The organism is Streptomyces sp. NEAU-sy36 (assembly GCF_013423905.1).
GTDB classification, from domain to species: Bacteria; Actinomycetota; Actinomycetes; order Streptomycetales; family Streptomycetaceae; genus Streptomyces; species Streptomyces misionensis.
In genome coordinates this window covers 2,903,887-2,922,398 of sequence record NZ_CP058977.1, presented here as the reverse complement: position 1 = coordinate 2,922,398, position 18,512 = coordinate 2,903,887, and the positions used below count along the sequence as shown (strand labels likewise).

Annotated in this window: 22 protein-coding genes and 1 pseudogene; 5 read left to right on the top strand and 18 right to left on the bottom strand. The window is 73.8% G+C overall.

Annotation, left to right across the window (positions count from 1 at the left end; genetic code table 11):
• Positions 1 to 113: 113 nt before the first annotated feature.
• From HZZ00_RS13475 to HZZ00_RS13450, 6 genes and pseudogenes are all read right to left on the bottom strand, one after another.
• On the bottom strand, positions 114 to 785 hold the full coding sequence (locus tag HZZ00_RS13475; RefSeq protein ID WP_180333495.1) for a FadR/GntR family transcriptional regulator: 672 nt from the start codon (positions 783 to 785) through the stop codon (positions 114 to 116).
• Between the two features lie 169 nt (positions 786 to 954).
• Positions 955 to 1,791, bottom strand: coding sequence for an undecaprenyl-diphosphate phosphatase (locus HZZ00_RS13470; RefSeq protein ID WP_180332400.1), 837 nt, complete (start codon positions 1,789 to 1,791; stop codon positions 955 to 957).
• A gap of 93 nt (positions 1,792 to 1,884) precedes the next feature.
• Complete coding sequence (gene crcB, locus HZZ00_RS13465) at positions 1,885 to 2,253, bottom strand: fluoride efflux transporter CrcB (RefSeq protein ID WP_180332399.1); 369 nt, start codon at positions 2,251 to 2,253, stop codon at positions 1,885 to 1,887.
• The gene (locus HZZ00_RS13460; protein WP_180332398.1) at positions 2,250 to 2,630 is read right to left on the bottom strand and encodes a DUF190 domain-containing protein; all 381 of its coding nucleotides are present in this window, start codon (positions 2,628 to 2,630) and stop codon (positions 2,250 to 2,252) included. The genes crcB (HZZ00_RS13465) and HZZ00_RS13460 overlap by 4 nt, the downstream gene beginning before the upstream one ends.
• Positions 2,627 to 3,091 carry a fluoride efflux transporter CrcB gene (gene crcB, locus HZZ00_RS13455; protein ID WP_180332397.1) on the bottom strand — a complete coding sequence of 155 codons (465 nt, stop codon included), beginning with the start codon at positions 3,089 to 3,091 and terminating at the stop codon, positions 2,627 to 2,629. The genes HZZ00_RS13460 and crcB (HZZ00_RS13455) overlap by 4 nt, the downstream gene beginning before the upstream one ends.
• A gap of 147 nt (positions 3,092 to 3,238) precedes the next feature.
• Positions 3,239 to 3,631 (bottom strand): annotated as a pseudogene (locus tag HZZ00_RS13450) (response regulator transcription factor); the annotation flags it as partial.
• Positions 3,632 to 3,800: 169 nt separating this feature from the next.
• Between HZZ00_RS13450 and HZZ00_RS13445 the strand changes: the two are divergent.
• Together HZZ00_RS13445 and HZZ00_RS13440 are read left to right on the top strand one after the other, a co-directional pair.
• Positions 3,801 to 4,172, top strand: a complete 372-nt coding sequence (locus tag HZZ00_RS13445) for a VOC family protein (RefSeq protein WP_180332396.1) — start codon at positions 3,801 to 3,803, stop codon at positions 4,170 to 4,172.
• 43 nt (positions 4,173 to 4,215) lie between these two features.
• Positions 4,216 to 4,632: a MarR family winged helix-turn-helix transcriptional regulator gene (locus HZZ00_RS13440; protein WP_180332395.1), complete on the top strand. Its 417-nt coding sequence runs from the start codon at positions 4,216 to 4,218 to the stop codon at positions 4,630 to 4,632.
• A gap of 48 nt (positions 4,633 to 4,680) precedes the next feature.
• Here HZZ00_RS13440 and HZZ00_RS13435 read toward each other — a convergent pair whose 3' ends face one another.
• From HZZ00_RS13435 to HZZ00_RS13420, 4 genes are all read right to left on the bottom strand, one after another.
• Positions 4,681 to 5,760, bottom strand: coding sequence for a hypothetical protein (locus HZZ00_RS13435; protein WP_180332394.1), 1,080 nt, complete (start codon positions 5,758 to 5,760; stop codon positions 4,681 to 4,683).
• A gap of 91 nt (positions 5,761 to 5,851) precedes the next feature.
• The gene (locus HZZ00_RS13430; protein ID WP_070026556.1) at positions 5,852 to 6,250 is read right to left on the bottom strand and encodes an SseB family protein; all 399 of its coding nucleotides are present in this window, start codon (positions 6,248 to 6,250) and stop codon (positions 5,852 to 5,854) included.
• 115 nt (positions 6,251 to 6,365) lie between these two features.
• Positions 6,366 to 7,880: a cytosine permease gene (locus HZZ00_RS13425; RefSeq protein WP_180332393.1), complete on the bottom strand. Its 1,515-nt coding sequence runs from the start codon at positions 7,878 to 7,880 to the stop codon at positions 6,366 to 6,368.
• Positions 7,881 to 8,011: 131 nt separating this feature from the next.
• Entirely contained in the window at positions 8,012 to 8,173 is a 162-nt protein-coding gene (locus HZZ00_RS13420; protein WP_180332392.1) for a hypothetical protein, read from the bottom strand.
• A gap of 186 nt (positions 8,174 to 8,359) precedes the next feature.
• On the opposite strand from HZZ00_RS13420, the gene HZZ00_RS13415 reads away from it, so the two are divergent.
• Positions 8,360 to 8,554, top strand: a complete 195-nt coding sequence (locus HZZ00_RS13415) for a DUF2795 domain-containing protein (protein WP_180332390.1) — start codon at positions 8,360 to 8,362, stop codon at positions 8,552 to 8,554.
• A 166-nt stretch (positions 8,555 to 8,720) separates the two neighbouring features.
• Entirely contained in the window at positions 8,721 to 9,791 is a 1,071-nt protein-coding gene (locus tag HZZ00_RS13410; protein ID WP_180332389.1) for an NAD(+)/NADH kinase, read from the top strand.
• Positions 9,792 to 9,904: 113 nt separating this feature from the next.
• On the opposite strand, the gene HZZ00_RS13405 is transcribed toward HZZ00_RS13410, so the two are convergent.
• From HZZ00_RS13405 to HZZ00_RS13390, 4 genes are all read right to left on the bottom strand, one after another.
• On the bottom strand, positions 9,905 to 10,582 hold the full coding sequence (locus HZZ00_RS13405; protein WP_180332388.1) for an ankyrin repeat domain-containing protein: 678 nt from the start codon (positions 10,580 to 10,582) through the stop codon (positions 9,905 to 9,907).
• Positions 10,583 to 10,612: 30 nt separating this feature from the next.
• Positions 10,613 to 11,044: a hypothetical protein gene (locus HZZ00_RS13400; protein ID WP_180332387.1), complete on the bottom strand. Its 432-nt coding sequence runs from the start codon at positions 11,042 to 11,044 to the stop codon at positions 10,613 to 10,615.
• Positions 11,041 to 11,493 carry an SHOCT domain-containing protein gene (locus tag HZZ00_RS13395; protein WP_180332386.1) on the bottom strand — a complete coding sequence of 151 codons (453 nt, stop codon included), beginning with the start codon at positions 11,491 to 11,493 and terminating at the stop codon, positions 11,041 to 11,043. The genes HZZ00_RS13400 and HZZ00_RS13395 overlap by 4 nt, the downstream gene beginning before the upstream one ends.
• Positions 11,494 to 11,594: 101 nt before the next feature.
• Positions 11,595 to 12,293 (bottom strand): HdeD family acid-resistance protein, encoded by a 699-nt coding sequence (locus HZZ00_RS13390; protein WP_180332385.1) that lies wholly within the window; start codon positions 12,291 to 12,293, stop codon positions 11,595 to 11,597.
• A 215-nt stretch (positions 12,294 to 12,508) separates the two neighbouring features.
• On the opposite strand from HZZ00_RS13390, the gene HZZ00_RS13385 reads away from it, so the two are divergent.
• The gene (locus tag HZZ00_RS13385) at positions 12,509 to 13,057 is read left to right on the top strand and encodes a potassium channel family protein (protein WP_180332384.1); all 549 of its coding nucleotides are present in this window, start codon (positions 12,509 to 12,511) and stop codon (positions 13,055 to 13,057) included.
• A gap of 10 nt (positions 13,058 to 13,067) precedes the next feature.
• Here the strand turns inward: HZZ00_RS13385 and HZZ00_RS13380 are convergent, their stop codons facing one another.
• From HZZ00_RS13380 to HZZ00_RS13365, 4 genes are all read right to left on the bottom strand, one after another.
• A complete protein-coding gene (locus HZZ00_RS13380; RefSeq protein ID WP_070026548.1) occupies positions 13,068 to 13,265 on the bottom strand; it encodes a hypothetical protein in 198 nt (65 codons plus the stop codon).
• A 121-nt stretch (positions 13,266 to 13,386) separates the two neighbouring features.
• Positions 13,387 to 16,044 carry a LuxR C-terminal-related transcriptional regulator gene (locus HZZ00_RS13375; RefSeq protein WP_180332383.1) on the bottom strand — a complete coding sequence of 886 codons (2,658 nt, stop codon included), beginning with the start codon at positions 16,042 to 16,044 and terminating at the stop codon, positions 13,387 to 13,389.
• A 91-nt stretch (positions 16,045 to 16,135) separates the two neighbouring features.
• A complete protein-coding gene (gene msrA / locus HZZ00_RS13370) occupies positions 16,136 to 16,657 on the bottom strand; it encodes a peptide-methionine (S)-S-oxide reductase MsrA (RefSeq protein ID WP_180332382.1) in 522 nt (173 codons plus the stop codon).
• A gap of 138 nt (positions 16,658 to 16,795) precedes the next feature.
• Entirely contained in the window at positions 16,796 to 18,448 is a 1,653-nt protein-coding gene (locus tag HZZ00_RS13365) for a sigma-70 family RNA polymerase sigma factor (protein WP_180332381.1), read from the bottom strand.
• Positions 18,449 to 18,512: the final 64 nt, after the last annotated feature.

Sequence of the window (18,512 nt, the reverse complement as noted above, 5' to 3'; positions counted from 1 at the left end):
TGGTGCTCCCGGCGCCGTCGTCGGCACACGGAGATCGGTCTGCGAACGCCGGTGTACGGAACCGGTCATCGGTGTTCAGCCGTCGGTGTACGGCGGCCGGGAGTACCGCTCGTTCACGCCTCCACCGCGCCGCTCGCGGCCGGTGCCGGTGGCCGGACGATCTCGGTGAGGGTGCGCTCGACGCGGTCCAGGTGGTGGCTCATGGCCGCGACCGCGTCCGGTTCGCAGCCGTCGGCCAGGGCCTCGACGATCGCGCGGTGTTCGCGGTTGGACTGCTCGCGGCGGCCGCCGAGTTCGTTGAGGAAGGCCGACTGGCGCGCCAGGGCGTCGCGGATCTCCTCGATGACCCGGCGGAAGACGGGGTTCTGGGCCGCCTCGGCCACGGTGAGGTGGAAGAGCGTGTCCATCGCGACCCAGGCGGTGGTGTCCGTCTCCCGTTCCATCCGGTCCAGCAGGTGGGCCAGGCGGTCCAGGTGGTCCGGGGTGCGGCGCAGGGCCGCGTAGCCGGCCACCGGGATCTCGATGTGCCGGCGCACCTCCAGCAGATCGCTGGCCGCGTAGTCGCCGAAGGTGGGGTCCTCCACCGCGTTGGCGACGACGAAGGTGCCCTTGCCGGTGCGCGAGACGGTCAGGCCCATCGCCTGGAGCGCGCGCAGCGCCTCGCGCAGCACCGGCCGGGAGACCTCCAGGGTGCGTCCCAGCTCGGCCTCGGAGGGCAGCTTGTCGCCGATGGCGTAGTCGCCGCGTTCGATGGCGCCGCGGAGGTGGCCGAGGACCGCTTCCATGGCGCTCACACGCCGCGGACCCGGACCACCTGTCTGGCTGTCTGACAGGTTCACGAGGCCGATACTCCGGCCTGCCCGGCCGCTCTGTCAAGGCGGGCCGGAAACGCGCACGGGGCGCGGCGCCCGTCTGCGGGCGTCCGCGCCCCGTGGGTGGGCGGGGGGGGACGGCTCAGGCGTTGAGCACGCCGGTGCCGAGCAGGCCCAGCAGTGCCACGCCGATGACGATGCGGTAGATCACGAAGGCGTTGAAGGAGTGCTTGGCGACGAACTTCAGCAGCCAGGCGATGGAGGCGTAGGCGACGATGAAGGAGACGGTGGTGCCGACGGCCAGCGGAGCGGCGCCGACGCCCGCGCCGAGGGCGTCCTTCAGCTCGTAGATGCCGGCGCCGGTGAGCGCGGGGATGCCGAGGAAGAAGGAGAGCCGGGTGGCGGCGACGCGGTCCAGGTCCAGCACGAGGGCGGTGGACATGGTGGCGCCGGAGCGGGAGAAGCCGGGGAAGAGCAGGGCGAGGATCTGCGAGCAGCCCACCCACATCGCGTCCTTGAAGGACGTGTCGTCCTCCCCGCGCTTGTGGCGGCCCATCTGGTCCGCGCACCACATCACTCCGGAGCCGACGATCAGCGAACCGGCGACCACCCACAGCGAGGCCAGCGGCCCGTCGATCAGCGGCTTGGCGGCGAGGCCCACCAGGACGATCGGAATGGTGGCGGCGATCACCCACCAGGCGAACTTGTAGTCGTGGTGGTAACGCTCCTCGCGGTTGGCCAGACCGCGGAACCAGGCGGAGACGATCCGCTTGATGTCCTTGAAGAAGTACACGAGCACGGCGGCGATGGCGCCGACCTGGATGACTGCGGAGAACCCGACGACGGACTTGTCGTCGACGGGGATGTCCATGAGTCCCTCGGCGATCTTGAGGTGACCGGTGGAGGACACCGGGAGGAACTCGGTCACCCCCTCGACGACACCGAGGATGACGGCCTGGCCGACAGAGATGGCGCTCATGGGATCCAGTTCTGAGGAGAGTAGGTCGACAGTGCTGTGGACATTACTTAACGCGTTGTTTCGTGCGTCCGGTGGTGCGGGTGGTGCCCGGGCCTACAGGGCGCGGGCCAGGAAGACCCCGGCGAAGGCCGCCGCGAGGCCGGCCGCCACGCTCGCGACGACGTTGACCGAAGCGTAGAGGCCGGAGCCGGCCTCGGTCAGTCGCAGGGTCTCGTAGGAGAAGGTCGAGTACGTCGTCAGCGCCCCGCACAGGCCGGTGCCGAGCAGGAGTTGCAGGTGGGGTCCGGCGGCCCCGGTCGCGGCGAGGCCGGTGACCAGACCGAGGACCAGGCTGCCGACGACGTTCACCACGTAGGTGCCCCAGGGGAAGACCGAGTCGTGCCGGGCCTGTACGGCGCGGTCCGTGAGGTAGCGCAGAGGGGCGCCGACCATCGCTCCGAGGACGACCAGGAGCCAGTTCACGGCGATCCCCCGCCGCCCGAACCCGCGGGGTCCTGGCCCGCGGCGCGGCCGACGTACCGTACGACCTCGCACTCGTCCAGCGTCACCAGGCCCTCGCGGACCAGCTCGTCCAGCTCGGGCAGGAAGGCCCGGACCCGTTCCTCGGCGTCCACCACGACCACCGCGACCGGCAGGTCCTCGCTGAGCGACAGCAGGCGGGAGGTGTGGATACGGGAGGAGGCACCGAAGCCCTCGATGCCCCGGAAGACGCTGGCCCCGGCGAGTCCGGCGGCGTGCGCGCGGTGCACGATCTCGCTGTAGAGGGGCTTGTGGTGCCAGGTGTCGTCCTCGCCGACGTAGACGGTCAGCCGGAGCGCGCGGCCGGTGAGTGAGGTCATGGCTGCTGCCTTCCGATGAGCACCTTGCGGGCGACGGCCGAGGCGAGCCATACCGCCGCGAGGGCCGTGCAGGGCGTCGCCACGAGGTAGACGAGCCCGGCCCCGGGGCGGTCGGCGTCGACCAGCCTGCGGATGTCGACGGTGTAGGTGGAGAAGGTGGTGAAGCCGCCGAGGACGCCGGTGCCGAAGAACGGGCGGACGAGGCGGTGGGCGGCCCACACCTCGGTGATGAACACCATGAACACGCCCATCACGCCGCAGCCGATGAGGTTGGTCCAGAAGGTCGCCCAGGGGAAGCCGCCGGGCGGGGTGGGCAGGGCCAGGGCGAGGCCGTAGCGGGCGCACGCGCCGAGGGCGCCGCCGGCCGCGACCACCGCGACGACGGGTGCCTGGGCGCGCCACCGCGAGCGCCGGCGCGCCGCGGGCCGGGCGTGAAGGGTGTCGGCTTCGGGGGTTGTCATTGCTGTACGTCTCCTGCTCGGCCGACCCCGTGGGTGATCACGGCCGGCACCAGCGTACCGCCGCGACGGGCGGGTTCCGGCCAGGCGGGGACTGTGCGGGCGGGCCGTGCGCAGGCCGCGCGGAATCGTTCATCCATGCGTGCCCAATCATTCACCCGCCCTTCCCCGGACGGTCCTCGAAGCGGCCCGCGCTCGGCGCGTTCCGGGTCTGACCAGACTCGACTCGTACGCGAGGACCACCGCCTGGGCGCGGTCGCGCAGACCGAGCTTGGCGAGGATGCGGGCGACGTGGGACTCGACGGTGGCCTCGCTGAGGGCGCGGCCGCCGGTTCGGTGCTGGACATTCCGCGGCCCAGCAGGACCAGCACCTCGCGCGCGGGGCGTGAGGGCGGCCAGGTCGGCGGGGACCCACTCCGGCGCCCGCTCGGTGTCGGCCGCGTACCGCTCCACCAGGCGCCGGGTGAGCTGCGGCGCCGGCAGGGCGTCCCCGGTGCCGACCAGTCGCACGGCCGCCGCCAGGTGCTCGGGGGTGACGTCCTCGCGGCCCGGCGCACGGTCGCGGAGGTGCCGCACGGCAAGTGAGGCGGCAACCGGTCAGGATCGAAGAAGCCGTGGCGCGCTCCCCCGGCCTAGCGTGGGAGCGCCGGCGGGGAGACCGCCGGGCCTCGTATCCGGAAGACTTCAAGAGCCTCCCCAAGGAGTGGATCCCATGACCACCGATTCCCCGGCCAGCGGCGTGCGGACGATCGTCTACCCCGTCAAGGACGCGGCGCGGGCCAAGGCCCTGTTCAGCGCGTTGCTGGGCGTCGAGCCGTACGCCGACGAGCCCTACTACGTCGGCTTCAAGGCCGCCGGACAGGACGTCGGTCTCGACCCGAACGGGCATGCGCAGGGGCTGACCGGTCCGGTGCCGTTCTGGCACGTGACCGATCTGCGGGAGCGGCTCGCGGCCCTGCTGGCGACGGGCGCCGAGATCGTCCAGGACGTGCGGGACGTGGGCAACGGCAGGCTCGTCGCCTCGGTGAAGGACGCCGACGGCAACATGGTCGGACTCCTCCAGGACCCGGTCGGCGCAAAGTAGTTGCACACTCAACGACTGGCTGGATCGGTGCTACGGTGCCGGTATGGCAGTGAAGACGGCCGACGCCCGGCTGGAAGAACGGTGGCGGGACATCCTCGCCGTGCACGCGCGCACGATGTGCGAGATAGACCGGGCGCTGGCCCCCTACGGTCTGGGGGCCAGCGACTTCGAGGTGCTGGACATCCTGGCCGCCGAGTCGCCCCGCCAGGGCGATCACTGCCGGGTGCAGAACCTGGTCGGCCGGGTGCATCTCAGCCAGAGCGCGCTGTCCCGGCTGATCGGCCGTCTGGAGAAGGACGGCCTGGTGGAACGCTCGGTGTGCACGGAGGACCGCCGCGGGGTGTGGGTCGCCCTCACCCCCAAGGGCCGCGCCCTGCACGCCGAGGTGCTGCCGCTGCAACGGGCAGTGCTCGCACGGATGCTGACGGAGCGGGAGGACCGAGCGCCGTCCGGGACGTAGGCGTCGTGCGGACCGTACGGGCCGTGGAAGGCCTCCGGGCCGGCGGGGTCATCCCGGACGCCGGTCCACCGGGCGCCTGGGGGGCAGCGAGGCCGTCGGGAAGTCGCGGGGGCCCGTCCACAGGGCCGGCACGGCGTCGCAGCGGCGGCACAGTTCGTAGGCGACGGCCTCGTAGTTGACCCGCCAGCCGCGGAAGTGGGGCCAGGCCTCCCGCGGGGTGCGCTCGGCGCGGAAGCCAGCCGCGTCCAGCATCTCCACGGCCGCGTCGAACTCGGCGTAGGTGAGCCGGACGGGCGCGTCGGGAGACGGGTCGGCGTCGAAGGGGACGCGCACCGCGCGTGCGATGTCGCGCAGGGCGCTGAAGCCGGCCCGCAGCACCAGACGGGCCTCCGGCGGCGCGGTCTTCGGGTCCAGGGCGAGCTGGAGCGCCGCCGCGTCCATCACGGCGATCAGCGCCACCAGCCAGCTGCGGTGCGGACGCGGGGAGCGGAAGGTCAGCAGCACGGGATAGGTCGAGTGGCTCTCGCCCATGTCCGAGGCGAGCCGCTCCCAGGCCCGGTACAGCTCGGGCAGCGCCGTCTCGGTGTCCACCAGCCACTGCCGGGCCAGGATCTCCGGGCCCCAGGAGGGCTCCCCCGCCCGTGCCTGGAGGAGGGTGACCTCGACCTCGCGGCGGTTGTAGGCCGCGTAGAGGGTGGGCAGGTAGGCGATCTGGAGCGCGATCAGGACGGGCCCGGTGGCCGCGGCGACGAAGTCCAGCAGCGACAGCTTCAGCCGGGCGCCGCTGGCGAAACCGAGCGTGAACAGGCTGGAGCCGGCCTCCCGGAACGCGGTGGTCCAGGGCAGCGAGGAGACCGCGAACAGCAGCAGACCGAAGCCGAAGAGCGCACCGACGAGCCAACTGGCGAGCATGCCGATCAGCATCAGCGGGGCCAGCCAGGTCTGTGCCCGGTCGATGGCCTCGTAGCCGCCGCGCAGCGCCGGCAGCCGCAGGAGCCTGCGCAGCAGCCACCACAGCCGGAAAACCAGCCCGGAGTAGAGGCCGCGGGGGACCACGAGGGTGCGCAGGACGCTGCTCAGCACGACGGCGAGGAGCAGGGCACCTACCGGGCCGGCGATGTATTCCATGGGCACATTCTGTCGCCCGTGGTGAGGGGTGATCCGTTGCCCCGGCGGCCGCGGGTTCGTCGCCGCCGGTCGCCGGGCCTGCGCGGCGCGGTCAGCGGGCCAGCAGGGTGCGCACTCCCTGGGAGGTGAGGGTCAGGGCGTGCGAGGAACTGCCGTCTATCGCCAGCGAGAGGTCCTCGTCGGGCCACTGGGAGGCCAGCGCGCCCAGCGGGATGAGGCGGTAACGCGAGACAAAGGGCAGCAGTTCGGCCATCTCGCCCTCCGTGGTGAACACGGGGACGACCGGGTCGCCTCCGGGCTGTTCCAGGACGGGCAGGGCCACCGTCGTGGCGTCGGCGCCCTCCCCGTCGATCGCGTCGTCCGGCACGGGGACGAGCACGTCGCTGTGGGCGAGGGTGTCCAGGGCCCTCTGGTCCTCGGCATCGGCGACCAGGGCGTCCAGCGCCTGCTGGGCGGGCGTCGGCAGGGCGTCGTGTGCGGGTGTCTCCATGGCAGATCCCCAGGTAGCGGTGGTCGTACGGGCCACCCGGACGGACTTGCCCGGGCGGGCTCCCGCCTCGCGTACCCGGTGCGCGCCCCGGGCATGCGTGGGAATCGGCGGCGGCTCACGCGTTGAGGAACTCCTCGCCGGGCGCGGGGCTCGGTGCCAGGGCCTCCTGGGCGCGCACCCGGCGACGGCCGAGCAGCAGGGTGCCGAGGAAGGAGAGCGCGAGGGCGACCACGACGCCCAGGTTGGCGTACGCCCAGGCGCCGGTACGGCCGCCGAGGCCGAGCGGCTGGAGCAGGTAGCCCTGCCAGCCCAGCCAGTGCGCGGCGGTGTTGGTGACCAGGCCCCAGCCGACGGCCGTGGCGGCGAGGGTGAGCAGCGGGGGCACCAGGGGGATGTCGCCGTAGCGGCCGTGCGGGCGGTAGAGATCGCCGTCGTCGTAGTCCCGGCGGCGCAGCGCGAGGTCCCCGAGCATCACGCCGGACCAGGCGGCGACGGGCACGCCGAGCGTGGTCAGGAAGCCCATGAACTGGCCGAGGAAGCCGCCGGCGAAGAACACGATGTAGACGGAGCCGGCGATCATCAGGCAGCCGTCCCACAGCGCGGCCAGATAGCGGGGCACGCGCAGCCCGGCGGAGAGCAGGGCGAGGCCCGAGGAGTAGATGTCGAGGACCGCGCCGCCGACCAGGCTGAGCACGGCCACCACGGCGAACGGCACCAGGAACCAGGTGGGCAGGATGGTGGTCAGCGCGCCGATCGGGTCGTCGGCGATGGCGCGGCTCAGCCTCGGCGAGGAGCCGGCCAGCAGCACGCCGAACACCAGCAGCAGCACGGGGGCCAGCGAGCCGCCGAAAGCGGTCCAGCCGATCACGCCCAGGCTGGAGGAGTCGCGGGGCAGGTAGCGGGAGTAGTCGGCGGCAGCGTTGATCCAGCCGAGGCCGAAGCCGGCCATCATGAACACCAGCGCGCCCATCATCTGCTGCGCCGATCCGCCCGGCACCGCCTTGACGGCGTTCCAGTCGACGTGGTGGGCGACGAGGCCGACGTAGACGAGGGTGAGCACGCCCGTGATCACCGTGATGGCGGTCTGCAACCGCATGATCAGGTCGAAGCCCATGACACCGGCGACGACGGTCAGCGCGGCCACCACCATCAGGGCGACCACCTTGGTCTCCGTGCCGCCGCCCCAGCCGAGGCTGGTGAAGACGGTCGCGGTGGCCAGGGTGGCGAGCGAGATGAGGGCCGTCTCCCAGCCGACCGTGAGCATCCAGGAGACCACCGAGGGCAGCCGGTTGCCGCGCACCCCGTAGGCGGCGCGGCTGAGCACCATGGTGGGGGCCGAACCGCGTTTGCCTGCGACCGAGACGAAGCCGCACAGCAGGAAGGAGACGACGATGCCGATCGTGCCGGCGACGAGCGCCTGCCAGAAGGAGATGCCGAAGCCGAACGCGAAGGCGCCGTAACTGAGCCCGAGGACGGAGACGTTGGCGCCGAACCAGGGCCAGAACAGCATGCGCGGGGTGCCTCTGCGGTCCGCGTCCCCGATCACGTCGAGCCCGTGCGTCTCCAACTGGATCGGGCGGGCGGCGGCTCTGTCGTGGGTGATGCCGAGGGGGTCGTGCGGATGCGTCATCACGGCCTGCCTGTCCTGAACGTGTCCAGCTCACGCTAGGGCGGCACGTCGGGGGCCGCAACGCAGGCGGCACCGGCGCCGCGGCGGGCCGGCGCGTACGCGGAACCACCCCGGCGCCTCGCCGGTCGCCTTCAGGCGCCGTCCCCGCCGGGCTCCTCCTCGGGTACCTCGACGGGTGTCTCGTCGGCCGCGCCCTCCGCTTGCGAGGGTGTGGTGCGCGTCGGCTGCTGCCCGCCCATGTCGTCCGGCTCCCGCTCTCCTTCTGCCTGGGACGGGGTCGTGTACTCGCTCATCGTGACCTCCCCGACTCCGTGCGTACCTCTCCGTCGTTCCCCCGGGTACCCGCCCGGGGCAGGTGCGAAGAGCGGGCGGAACGGGTGAATCCCCCGGGCCCGGGACGGGTACCTGGGCGGTCCGGCGCAGCATGCGGCGCCGGGGTACCGAAAGAGCAGGAAACACCCTCACCGCCTGGAGGAGCCATGGCGGGTATCAGCCCCCCTGATCTGCAGAAAGCCCTGTCCGGCGTGGAGTACCCGGCCGATTCCGAGCAGTTGCGGCAGGCCGCGGAGCACAATCACGCGCCCAAGGAGGTAACGGACCGCATCTCGCATCTCGGGAAGCGGACGTTCGAGAACCCGGCGGAGGTCAGCAAGGCCGTCTTCCGCAACGAGTGACCGGGCCTCACGATCCGGCGCGCGGGACCACCGCGGTCCCGCGCGCCTTGTCGTACGGCGTGGCGTACGGCGGCCGGGTACGGCGGCGTGGCGTTGCGCGGGGCCGGTGGGTACGGCGGCGAGGATGGCGCTCGGCAGGAGCCGGGTGGAGGCGGGTGGTGCGGTTATGACGCTGGACCGGGTCGGCCTGGTCGTGCACGGCGGGCGCGCGGAGGCGCGGGCCGCGGCGCGGACGGTGCGCGAGTGGTGCGCGGAGCACGCGGTGGCCTGCGCGGACATCGACGTGTGGCAGGAGGGCGCCCGGCACAGCGCGCGGGAGGAGATGGACGCGGCGGGCGACCCCGACCTCGTCGTCACCCTCGGCGGCGACGGCACCTTTCTGCGCGGGGCGCGGCTCGCGGCGGAGAACGACGCGCTGCTGCTGGGCGTGGACCTCGGGCGGGTCGGCTTCCTGACCGAGGTGCCGGCCTCGGCGGTGCGCTCCGCGCTGGACGCGGTGCGCGAGGAGCGGATCACCGTCGAGAACCGGATGATGCTCACCATGCGGGCCTCCTGCCGCTTGGAGGTGCCCGCGCAGATGGAGGCGCTGATGCGGTACGGCCGGGGGCCGATGCTGCCGCCGCCCCGGGTGCGCGCGGAGTGCGAGGCGGGCGGTGACTGGGGGGTCGCGCTGAACGTCACCGCGCTCAACGACATCGTGCTGGAGAAGCTGGCCCGCGACCGGCAGGTGTCGGTGGCGGTCTATCTGGCCGGGCGGCTGCTGGCCTGCTACTCCGCGGACGCATTGCTGGTGGCGACGCCGACCGGATCCACGGCGTACAGCTTCGCCGCCGGTGGCCCGGTGGTCTCGCCCCGCACAGAGGCGCTGGTCTTCACGCCGGTGGCACCGCACATGGTGTTCAACCGGTCGGTGGTGGCCGCCCCGGACGAGCCGGTGGCCCTGCGGGTGCTGGAACGCTCGGGCCAGGCCGCGGTCAGCATCGACGGCCAGCTGCGGGGAGTGCTGGGCCCCGGCGACTGGATCGGCGTGTACGCGGCGCCGCGGCGGCTGAAGGCGGTCCGGCTGGGGCCCATGGACTTCTACGGACGGCTGCGCGAGCGCATGAACCTCACCGACGCACCCGCCGCCCTCGCCGACGGCCAGGCCGCCCCGCTGTGGCCGGTGACCTCACCGCCCCCGGACGACCTGGCCCATCTGGCCCTGCCGTCCGCCCCGGGCGACCTGCCCCCGGCCTGACCTCCCCGAGCGGGGCCTCGGGGCGGCGGCCCGCCTTCCCGGCCGTGGCCGTCCTGGCGTGGCCATGGCCTCCGGGCCTCGCCGCCCTGGACGGCCCCGGACCTCGACGGCCCTCAGAGCAGCGGCTCGCCCTCCTGGAGGCGCACGCCGGCCACCGTGACCCGGTCGGTGCGTTCCGAGCCGCCGACGATCCGGATCCAGCTGTCCACGGTCAGTTCGCGGCCGTCCAGCGTGATCCGGAATCCGCCGTACATGCCCGGGACGGGGAACCAGCAGACGGGGTGGGCGAGTTCGGTCAGCGCCTCCACCTCGGGCAGCCGCAGCGCGTGCCGGGTGGCCAGGTCCGGCCCGCCCTCCAGGCCCGCCCGGTGGCGGATCAGCCGGTGCAGGTGCTCCTGGAGCAAGGGGATCTCTGCGGGCGGCACGGGGTGTCTGACGGCCGGGCGCAGCAGTTCGGCGAGTCGGTGGTGGCCGCGGCGGGCGGCGATGTCCGCGGCGCGTTCCCCGTCGCCCGTCCGCAGGGTCCGCAGCGCGCCGCGGGCGAGCAGCCCCTCGACGATCGCGGTGCCGGCGCCGTGCCAGGCGGCCTGGTGCAGCGGGGTGTATCCGCTACGGCCTTCCAGGCGTGGGCAGTTGACCCACTCCGGCCGCTCGGCCAGCACGTCCTGCACGGCCGCCCAGTCCCCGTCCCGCGCGGCGTCGGCGAGCCGGTCGCGTGCCTGCGCGAAGCGGGGCTTGAGCGACGACCGCAGGGTGACGCCGTCCCACTCCGTGACCCGTCGCTCCCTCACGGCGGCGAGTGTACGCGCCGCCGTGGACGGTCAGTCGAAGATGGTCCGGCCGTCCTTGCGGACCACGCACAGCGCCCAGATGGTGAATCCGGCCAGCGCGATCATCACGATCGACCAGACCGGGTAGTACGGCAGCGACAGGAAGTTGGCGATGATGATGAGCGCGGCGATGACCACGCCGCCGGCCCGCGCCCAGGCGGACACCCGCATCAGGCCCAGGCCGATGACGACGGCGACGGCGCCCAGCACCAGGTGGACCCAGCCCCAGCCGGTGAGGCTGAACTGGAAGACGTAGCTGCGGGTGGTGAGGAAGACGTCGTCGCGGGCGATCCCCATGATGCCGCGGAAGATGTCGAGTATGCCGGTGAGCAGGAGCATCACCGCGGCGAAGGCGGTCAGCCCGGTCGCCCACAGTTCCCTGGTGGTCGGCTCGTGTTCGTGCGTGGTGCGCGGTGCGGTCATCGTGCCACCTCGTTCTTCTCCGGTGCGGACGGGGCGTGGTCGGCGAGCACCATCTCCTTGGCCCGGCGGAACTCGTCCTCGGTGATGTCCCCGCGCGCCTTCATCTCGGAAAGTTGGGCGAGTTCGTCGGCGCGGGAGCCGCCGCCCCGGGCGGTCCGGCGGACGTACTCGTCGAAGGCCCGCTGCTGGGCGCGGGTCTGTTCGACCTCGCGGCGGCCCATGCCCTTGCCGCGGGCGATCAGGTAGACGAAGACACCGAGGAACGGCAGCAGTACGACGCAGAGCAGCCACGCGGCCTTGCCCCCGCCGCCCAGGGCATCGTCACGGAAGATGTCCATGACCACCCGGAAGAGCAGCACGAACCACATGATCCACAGGAAGAACACCAGCATGGACCAGAAGACGCTCAGCGCCGGGTAGTCATAGGCGAGGTAGGTCCGCGCACTCATGTCGCCTCCTCCGTCCCGGGTCGCGCCCGGTGGTCGGTCGTCCGCGTCCAGGCTGCGCCGCGGGAGGTCGGCGCGCCTCACCCTGGGCGGGTGAACGGCGGTCAGCTGGCGGGGGCGCGGGCGGCCGCCCGGCGCAGCGCGGCACGCCAGGCGAGGGCCACGACGGCCTCGGACACGCCGAGCAGGATCAGCCACAGTCCGAGCAGCCGGGTCAGCACCCGGGCCGAGGGCGCGGGCAGCGCGAGCACCACGACGCCGGCGAGGATGGCGATCACCGCGACGCCGGTGACGAAGCCCCGGTGGGGCAGGTCCTCGGCGACGAGGGCGGCGTAGAGCACCAGAATGCCGGAGACCAGCCAGACCACCCCGACGATCAGCGACAGGGCGGTGATGGTCTGGAGGGGGTTGCGCAGGCACAGGACTCCGGCCGACACGAACAGCAGCGCGACCAGCAGGCCGGTCAGCCGTTCCCCGCTCTCCGTCCGGCCGAAGGCGGCCACGAAGCGGAACGCGCCGGTCGCCAGCAGATACAGGCCGAGGATCACCGCGAGGACGTGCAGGGTCTCCTGCGGCCACACCAGGATCAGGATGCCCGGCACCAGGGAGACGAGCGCGGACCCGAGGATCCAGGGCCAGGAGCCGCCCAGCCGGCCCAGCGCCCTCGCCGGGTCGGGAGCGGCCCCGGCGGGGACCGTCCCGGTGGCAGAAGCGCGGGGAGTGGCGGCCCCGCCGGGATCGTGTTCCGGTCCGGGGAACGGGCGGTCGGGGCCCTGCGGACTCGTACCGCGTGACGTGGTCATGGCTCCTCCTCACGGGGTCGAGGCCGCTCCCGGTCCGCCGGCGGGGCCTTGTGCGGGGACCGCAACGCCAGCGTCGCCCGTGCTGACGTCGGCACGGCTCACCCCTGGCGGGTGATCCGTGCCGCCTGCCGGGGGGATGAGGTGGTAACGGTCGCCGGCGGTCCCGTCCGTGACCGAAGCGCGGAGGCGGCGCGGCAGCGCAGGAAGGGGCACCGATGACCGATCCGGCCCCCGGGAACTCCCGGCCGTACGGGGGCCCGTACCACCGGGCCGCGGCCGCGTCCTGCGCGCGGGCGGTGGGCATCGTGGCCGCCCTGGTCCTCGCGTACTACCTGGTGCCGCTGGACGCGCGCAGCACCGCGGGGACGGTCCTGCTGCTGGTGTGCGGTCTCGGCGCCGTCCTGGTGGTCTTCGGCTGGGAGGCCTGGATGATCATGCGGTCGCCGCACCCCCGGCTGAAGGCGGTGGAGGCGCTGGCCACCACGGTGGCCCTCTATCTGATCGTCTTCGCCAGCGTCTACCACGTGCTGGAACACGACACACCGGGCTCCTTCACCGAGCCGCTGACCAGGACGGACGCCCTGTACTTCGCGCTGACCACGTTCACCACCGTGGGGTTCGGCGACATCACCGCGCGCTCCGAGGCGAGCCGGGTGGCGGTGATGTGCCAGATGGCGGGCGGGCTGCTGCTGGTGGGCCTGGCCGTGCGGCTGCTCGCGGCGGCGGTCGAGGCGGGGCTGCGGCGGCGGGGGCGGGAGCCGTAGCGGCCGCGGCTCACCGGGGTGCCTGACGCAGCTCCAGGACCCGCAGGCCCAGCGACTGGCAGCGGGCCAGCAGCCCGTACAGGTGCGCCTCGTCCAGGATCCGGCCGAACAGGATGGTGTGGCCGGACACCACGACGTGGTCCAGCTCGGGGAACGCCTTGGCCAGCGTCTCCGTCAGCTCTCCGTCGACGCGAATCTCGTAGCGCATGAGGTGCCTTCCCCGCGTGCCGCGGACGGGCGTGCCGGCCCCCTTTCCGCGATCCTGCGCCCGGTCGCGCCGCCCGGCCTCACCCGCCGCAGGTGATGTCGCGGGGCCGCCGCGGACGGGCTCACAACAGGCCCAGTTCGCGGGCGCGGCGCACGGCGTCGTGCCGGCGGTTCACGGAGAGCTTCCGGTAGGCGCTCTTGAGGTGGGTCTTGACCGTGTTGACGGAGACGTAGAGGTCGGCGGCGATCTCCTCGGTGGACATCATGTCGGCCAGCCGCACCAGCACGTCGCGTTCGCGGCCGCTCAGCTCCTCCACCACCGGCGGCGGCTCGTCCGCGCGGCCGGTGCCGTCCGGACGCGGGGCGCCGGGCAGCAGCCAGCCCTCGGCGAGCGCCCGCAGCGGCATGCCGGCGAGCAGCGGCGCCAGCCACGGTCCCGCCTCGCGGAAGGGGCGCCGCAGCCGCTCGCGCCGGGCCTCGCGCAGCGCCTGGGCCACGAGCCTTCGCCGTGCGGCGGGGTCGCCCTCGGCGCCGTACCACTGCGCCCTGGCCAGGGCCGCCGGCACGGTGACCAGGGGGCCGAGGCCGTGGTGCGGCGGTATCCGGTCGAGCAGCTCGGCGGCGTTCGCGGGGCGGCCTGCCGCCAGTTCCGCCCGGGCCGCGCCCACCAGGCACAGCGGCTCCTCGCCGGGCGGGTCCGTCAGCAGCTTGACCGCCAGCTCCGGCCGTCCCTCGGCGAGGTGGGCCCCGGCGGCCACCAGCGCGGTGTGCGCCTCGGCCCACGGGGACGTCTCCTCGGTGAGGGCCATCCGGTCGGCCGCTTCGAGCGCGCCCTCGGTGTCGCCCCGGGCCAGCCGGACCCGTCCGGTGACGATGGCGCGCTCGGCCTCGGTCACCGGGTCGCCCCGGGCGTCGGCCGGGGCGGCGAGGAACGCCTCCGCGCGGTCCGGTTCGTCGCGGTCGGCGGCGACGGCGGCCAGAACGAGCGTGGCGAGTCCGGCGCCGGGTGGCACGGCCGGGCCCGGGCGGTCGGCCCCGGACAGCGCGGCGAGTGCCCTGCGCTCGGCCCGCCCGGGGCGGCCCTCCAGGTGGTCGAGGAGGGCGAGCAGGGCGAGTGCCTGCGCCGTCGCTGCCGTACGGCCGGTGTCCGCCACCGCGGTCAGCGCGGCGCGTGCCTCGCCGTACCGGCCGGCCCACAGGCGGGCCGCGCCGAGGTGGGTGCGCAGCAGGGCGGCCGGTTCGGGGTGCCGGTCGAGCAGCGGGGCGGGGATCTCCCGGCGCAGTTCCGCCGCCTGGCGGGCGGCGGTCTCGGCCCGTGCGGGGGCGCCCGTCAGCCGGGCGGCCAGGGTGTGCAGGAGGGCGCAGCCGAGCCGGGCGGCGGCCGGGTCGCCGGTCCGTTCGGCGGTCAGTGCCCGCGCGGCCCGTTCCAGCGGGGGCAGGCCGCGGTCGAGGTCGCCGCGGGAGAGGGCGAGGGCGGCGCGGACGAGGTCGGTGGCCGGGGTCCTCGGCTCGGGGCCCAGGGCGGAGAAGAGTTCGGCCAGGGCCTCGGCGCGTGGGCCGGCGAGGAGGTCGCCGAGGGCGAGGTCACCGACGAGGGCGTCGGCGGCGGCTTCCCAGTCGCCCGCTGCGGCGGCGTGCTCCAGCGTCTCGCCGAGCGGGCCCGCGTGCCGGAGCCAGGCCGCGGCCCGGCGGTGCAGCTCGGTCTCCAGACCGGGGTGGCGGGCCCGCAGATGGGCCCGCAGGATGTCCCGGAACAGCGGATGGAGCCGGAATGAGGAGTGTCCGAGATCTTCCACGAAGGCGTTCTCGCGGTGCAGGCCGGTGAGGATGAGTTCGGCGTCCGCGCGCCCGGTGAGGGTGTCGGCGAGGGCCGGGCAGAAGCGGTCGAGGACGCTGATCCGCAGCAGCAGGTCCTGGGTCTCGGCCCGCTGCCGCTTGAGCACCTCGGCGAGCAGGAAGTCACCAATGGTGGTGCGGTCGGCCTCGAACTCCTTCAGGTACGTCCGCGGGTCCTGCGTCCCCTGGGCGGCGAGTGCGCACAGCCGCAGCCCGGCGGCCCAGCCCCGGGTGCGGGTCAGCAGCGCGGTCACCTCGTCGGCGGGCAGCCGCAGGCCGTGCAGTGCGAGCAGTTCGGCGGCCTCCCCGGGAGTGAAGGCCAGTTCGTCGTTGCGGATCTCCGTGACCGCGTCGGCCGCCCGGTAGCGGTGCAGCGGCAGCAGCGGCTCGGTGCGGGTGACGAGGACCAGGCGCACGCCCGGGCCCGCGTGGCGCAGCACGAACTCCAGCTGGTCGGCGATCTCCGGGTCGGTGACCCGGTCGTACTCGTCGATGACGGCGGTCACCGGGGCCTCGCGGGCGCTGAGTTCCGCGGCGAGCCGGGTGAGCAGCGCGTCGTCCACGCGGCCGGCCTCGGCGGGCAGGCCCACGTCGTCGGACAGGGTCACCCCGGCCAGGCGCAGGGCCTGCAGGAGGTAGGCCCAGAAGGTGCCGCGGCCCTTGCCCGCCATCTGTGCGGTGAGCCAGGCGACGCGTCCGGGGTGCGCGGCGGCCCAGTCGGCGACCAGCAGCGTCTTGCCGGCGCCCGCGGCCCCGCCGACCACGGTCAGTGGTCTGCGCGGGGCCTCGTCCAGATGGCCGAGCAGCCGGTCGCGGCGCAGGTAGGTCGCCGGGAGGGCGGGGATCGCGAACCGTGTCCGCAGGAACGGATCCCCACAAGGATCGGCGGGCCCGCGCGGGTCCGCTCCGGTCTCGTCCGGCACGCCCATGGTGGTCACCACCATCGTCGTCAGGTCACGGACAGCTCACTACCGTTCCTCTCCCAGGATCTCCTCTGGGCGACGACGCGCCACACGAGCCCGCCGGGGCGGCCGCTCAGTCCGTGGTGGACGACGCGCGGCGCGGCAGCTTCCAGTTCGGCCGCGGGAAGTGGCAGGTGTAGCCGTTGGGGTAGCGCTCCAGGTAGTCCTGGTGCTCGGGCTCGGCCTCCCAGAAGTCGCCCACCGGCTCGACCTCCGTGACCACCTTCCCGGGCCACAGTCCGCTCGCCTCGACGTCCGCGATGGTGTCCACGGCGATGCGGTGCTGCTCCTCGCCGTCGTAGAAGATCGCGGAGCGGTAGCTGCGGCCGATGTCGTTGCCCTGGCGGTCGCGGGTGGTCGGGTCGTGGATCTGGAAGAAGAATTCCAGGATGTCGCGGTAGCTGGTGACCGAGGGGTCGTAGAGGATCTCGATCGCCTCGGCGTGGTCGCCGTGGTCCCGGTAGGTGGCGTTGGGGGTGTCGCCGCCGCTGTAGCCGACGCGGGTGGAGACCACGCCCGGCTGCTTGCGGATCAGGTCCTGCATGCCCCAGAAACAACCGCCCGCCAGTACGGCTCGTTCGGTTCCCGCTGTCATCGGTCGCTCCCTGAATCTCTGGCCCCGCACCCCTGCTGACGTGGCGGTGACACGGTCATCCAGCGTAATACCGCCGCGCGCGAACGGGGTGGCGGCCCCGGGCGGTCGCCCCGTCCAGGGGGCGGCGGGCGGCCGGGGTCACATCTTCGTGCCGAAGTCCTGGGTCCACCAGGGTCCGCCCGTGCCGTCGTGCACCCCGACGCCGATGTTCTTGAAGGAGCAGTTGAGGATGTTGGCGCGGTGGCCGGGGCTGTTCATCCAGGAGTTCATCACGGAGGCCGGGCTCTGCTGGCCCATGGCTATGTTCTCGCCGTACGCGGACCACCGGTATCCGGCGGCGGTGATGCGCTGCCCGGGATCGGCGCCGTCGGGGTTGACGTGGTCGAAGAAGTGCCGGGCCGCCATGTCGTCGGAGTGCGCCTTTGCCGCCCGGTCCAGTTGCGGGTCCTCGGCGAGCGGTGAGCAACCGGCCTTGGCCCGCTCCTGGTTGACCAGCGCGATCACCTGTCCGACGGTGCCGCTGGGCGCCGGGGGCCGCGGTGCGGTGGTGTGCGCGGGGGGCGGCGGGGTGGAGCGGTGCGGTGTCGGGCTGGTCTTCTTCGTGGGCGTCGGACTGGCCGTCTTCCCGGGCTTCTTCGGCTTCTTCGGCTTCTCGGACGTCGAGGCGGACGGGGAGGGCGAGGGCGGGGCGGGCGCGGTGCCGGGCGTGGAGAGGTCCGCCAGGGAGGCGCGTGCGCCGCGGTCCGCGGTCGGCTCCCCGCCGCCTGATCCAAGGTCCGTGCCGAAGTACCACAGGCCGCCGCCCGCGAGGCAGGCGACGACGACGGCGCCGCCGACGGCCCGGCGCCGCAGCCGCCTGCGGCGGCGGGACGCGCCGCGGCCACCCGGGCGGCCACGAGCGGCGCGGCGGCCGGTGCCGGGACGTCCATTCGAGCCGCCGGTTCCCGCCGGGGCCCCGAGCGGGGTCGCCGCGCCGACGGGGGCCAGCCCTTCCGGGGCGGAGCGCAGGGCGGCGAGCAGCGCGGGCGAGGCGGCGACCAGCGCGAGACCGGCGAGCAGGCCCTCCGCGGGCATCAGTCCGCTCCACAGGCCGGAGCAGCGCGGGCAGCCGCGGGCGTGCCGGGCGACGCGTTTGCGCCACAGCGCGGAGGGTTTGCCGTCCCAGGTGGCGAGCACCACCCGCAGCTCCTCGCAGCGCGGCCGTGCGTCCAGCGCCCGTACCACCACCCGCGCCGCCTCCAGCTGGGCCTTCATCCGCTGGACGCGGACGGCGGTGTGCTGGGGCGTCAGTTCCAGGGCGGCGGCGACCTCGGCACGGGTCAGTTCGCCGGCGCATTCCAGCCACCACAGGGACAGCAGCCCCCGGTCGTCCGGCTCCAGCCAGCGGGTGGCGTGGGCGGTCTCCTGGCGCTGGCCGGAGAGTTGCAGCTGCACCACCGTCAGGTCCACGAAGTCGGCGCCGGGATCGGCCAGGTCCTCGGCCTCCTCGACGGCGGCGGGGGCGGACTGCCGGTCCTGCCAGTGCGCGCGGACCTGGTTCATCGCGATCGCGACCAGCCAGGAGCGGAAGCGCTCGGGCGTGCGCAGCCCGTCGAGGCCGTCGAGGGCGCGAAGCATGGTCTCCTGCACCACGTCGTCGACGTCCACCGAGCCGTTCAGTGCCCGCCCCACGATGTTGTAGACCAGCGGGAGGTAGGCGCTGACCAGGGCGTCCTGGGCCGCCGCGTCCCCCTCACGGGCCGCGGTCACCAGGGCCGCCGTCTCCACCGCGTCCGTGTGCCGTGTGCTCATCAGATGTTTCCCGTCCTTGACGCCGAACGATTGTTCCCGACACCTGGGAGACCGTTCGAGGCGC

Coding starts and splice junctions, on each gene's coding strand:
- HZZ00_RS13435 (WP_180332394.1), bottom strand. CDS start 5,760: ATGGAATACATCGCCGGCCCGGTAGGTGCCCTGCTCCTCGCCGTCGTG.
- HZZ00_RS13375 (WP_180332383.1), bottom strand. CDS start 16,044: ATGGTGGTGACCACCATGGGCGTGCCGGACGAGACCGGAGCGGACCCG.
- HZZ00_RS13415 (WP_180332390.1), top strand. CDS start 8,360: ATGGCGGGTATCAGCCCCCCTGATCTGCAGAAAGCCCTGTCCGGCGTG.
- HZZ00_RS13475 (WP_180333495.1), bottom strand. CDS start 785: ATGGAAGCGGTCCTCGGCCACCTCCGCGGCGCCATCGAACGCGGCGAC.
- HZZ00_RS13470 (WP_180332400.1), bottom strand. CDS start 1,791: ATGAGCGCCATCTCTGTCGGCCAGGCCGTCATCCTCGGTGTCGTCGAG.
- HZZ00_RS13420 (WP_180332392.1), bottom strand. CDS start 8,173: ATGAGCGAGTACACGACCCCGTCCCAGGCAGAAGGAGAGCGGGAGCCG.
- HZZ00_RS13390 (WP_180332385.1), bottom strand. CDS start 12,293: ATGACCACGTCACGCGGTACGAGTCCGCAGGGCCCCGACCGCCCGTTC.
- HZZ00_RS13460 (WP_180332398.1), bottom strand. CDS start 2,630: ATGACCTCACTCACCGGCCGCGCGCTCCGGCTGACCGTCTACGTCGGC.
- HZZ00_RS13445 (WP_180332396.1), top strand. CDS start 3,801: ATGACCACCGATTCCCCGGCCAGCGGCGTGCGGACGATCGTCTACCCC.
- HZZ00_RS13440 (WP_180332395.1), top strand. CDS start 4,216: ATGGCAGTGAAGACGGCCGACGCCCGGCTGGAAGAACGGTGGCGGGAC.
- HZZ00_RS13410 (WP_180332389.1), top strand. CDS start 8,721: ATGACGCTGGACCGGGTCGGCCTGGTCGTGCACGGCGGGCGCGCGGAG.
- HZZ00_RS13385 (WP_180332384.1), top strand. CDS start 12,509: ATGACCGATCCGGCCCCCGGGAACTCCCGGCCGTACGGGGGCCCGTAC.
- HZZ00_RS13395 (WP_180332386.1), bottom strand. CDS start 11,493: ATGAGTGCGCGGACCTACCTCGCCTATGACTACCCGGCGCTGAGCGTC.
- crcB (WP_180332397.1), bottom strand. CDS start 3,091: ATGACAACCCCCGAAGCCGACACCCTTCACGCCCGGCCCGCGGCGCGC.
- HZZ00_RS13425 (WP_180332393.1), bottom strand. CDS start 7,880: ATGACGCATCCGCACGACCCCCTCGGCATCACCCACGACAGAGCCGCC.
- msrA (WP_180332382.1), bottom strand. CDS start 16,657: ATGACAGCGGGAACCGAACGAGCCGTACTGGCGGGCGGTTGTTTCTGG.
- HZZ00_RS13400 (WP_180332387.1), bottom strand. CDS start 11,044: ATGACCGCACCGCGCACCACGCACGAACACGAGCCGACCACCAGGGAA.
- HZZ00_RS13380 (WP_070026548.1), bottom strand. CDS start 13,265: ATGCGCTACGAGATTCGCGTCGACGGAGAGCTGACGGAGACGCTGGCC.
- HZZ00_RS13430 (WP_070026556.1), bottom strand. CDS start 6,250: ATGGAGACACCCGCACACGACGCCCTGCCGACGCCCGCCCAGCAGGCG.
- HZZ00_RS13365 (WP_180332381.1), bottom strand. CDS start 18,448: ATGAGCACACGGCACACGGACGCGGTGGAGACGGCGGCCCTGGTGACC.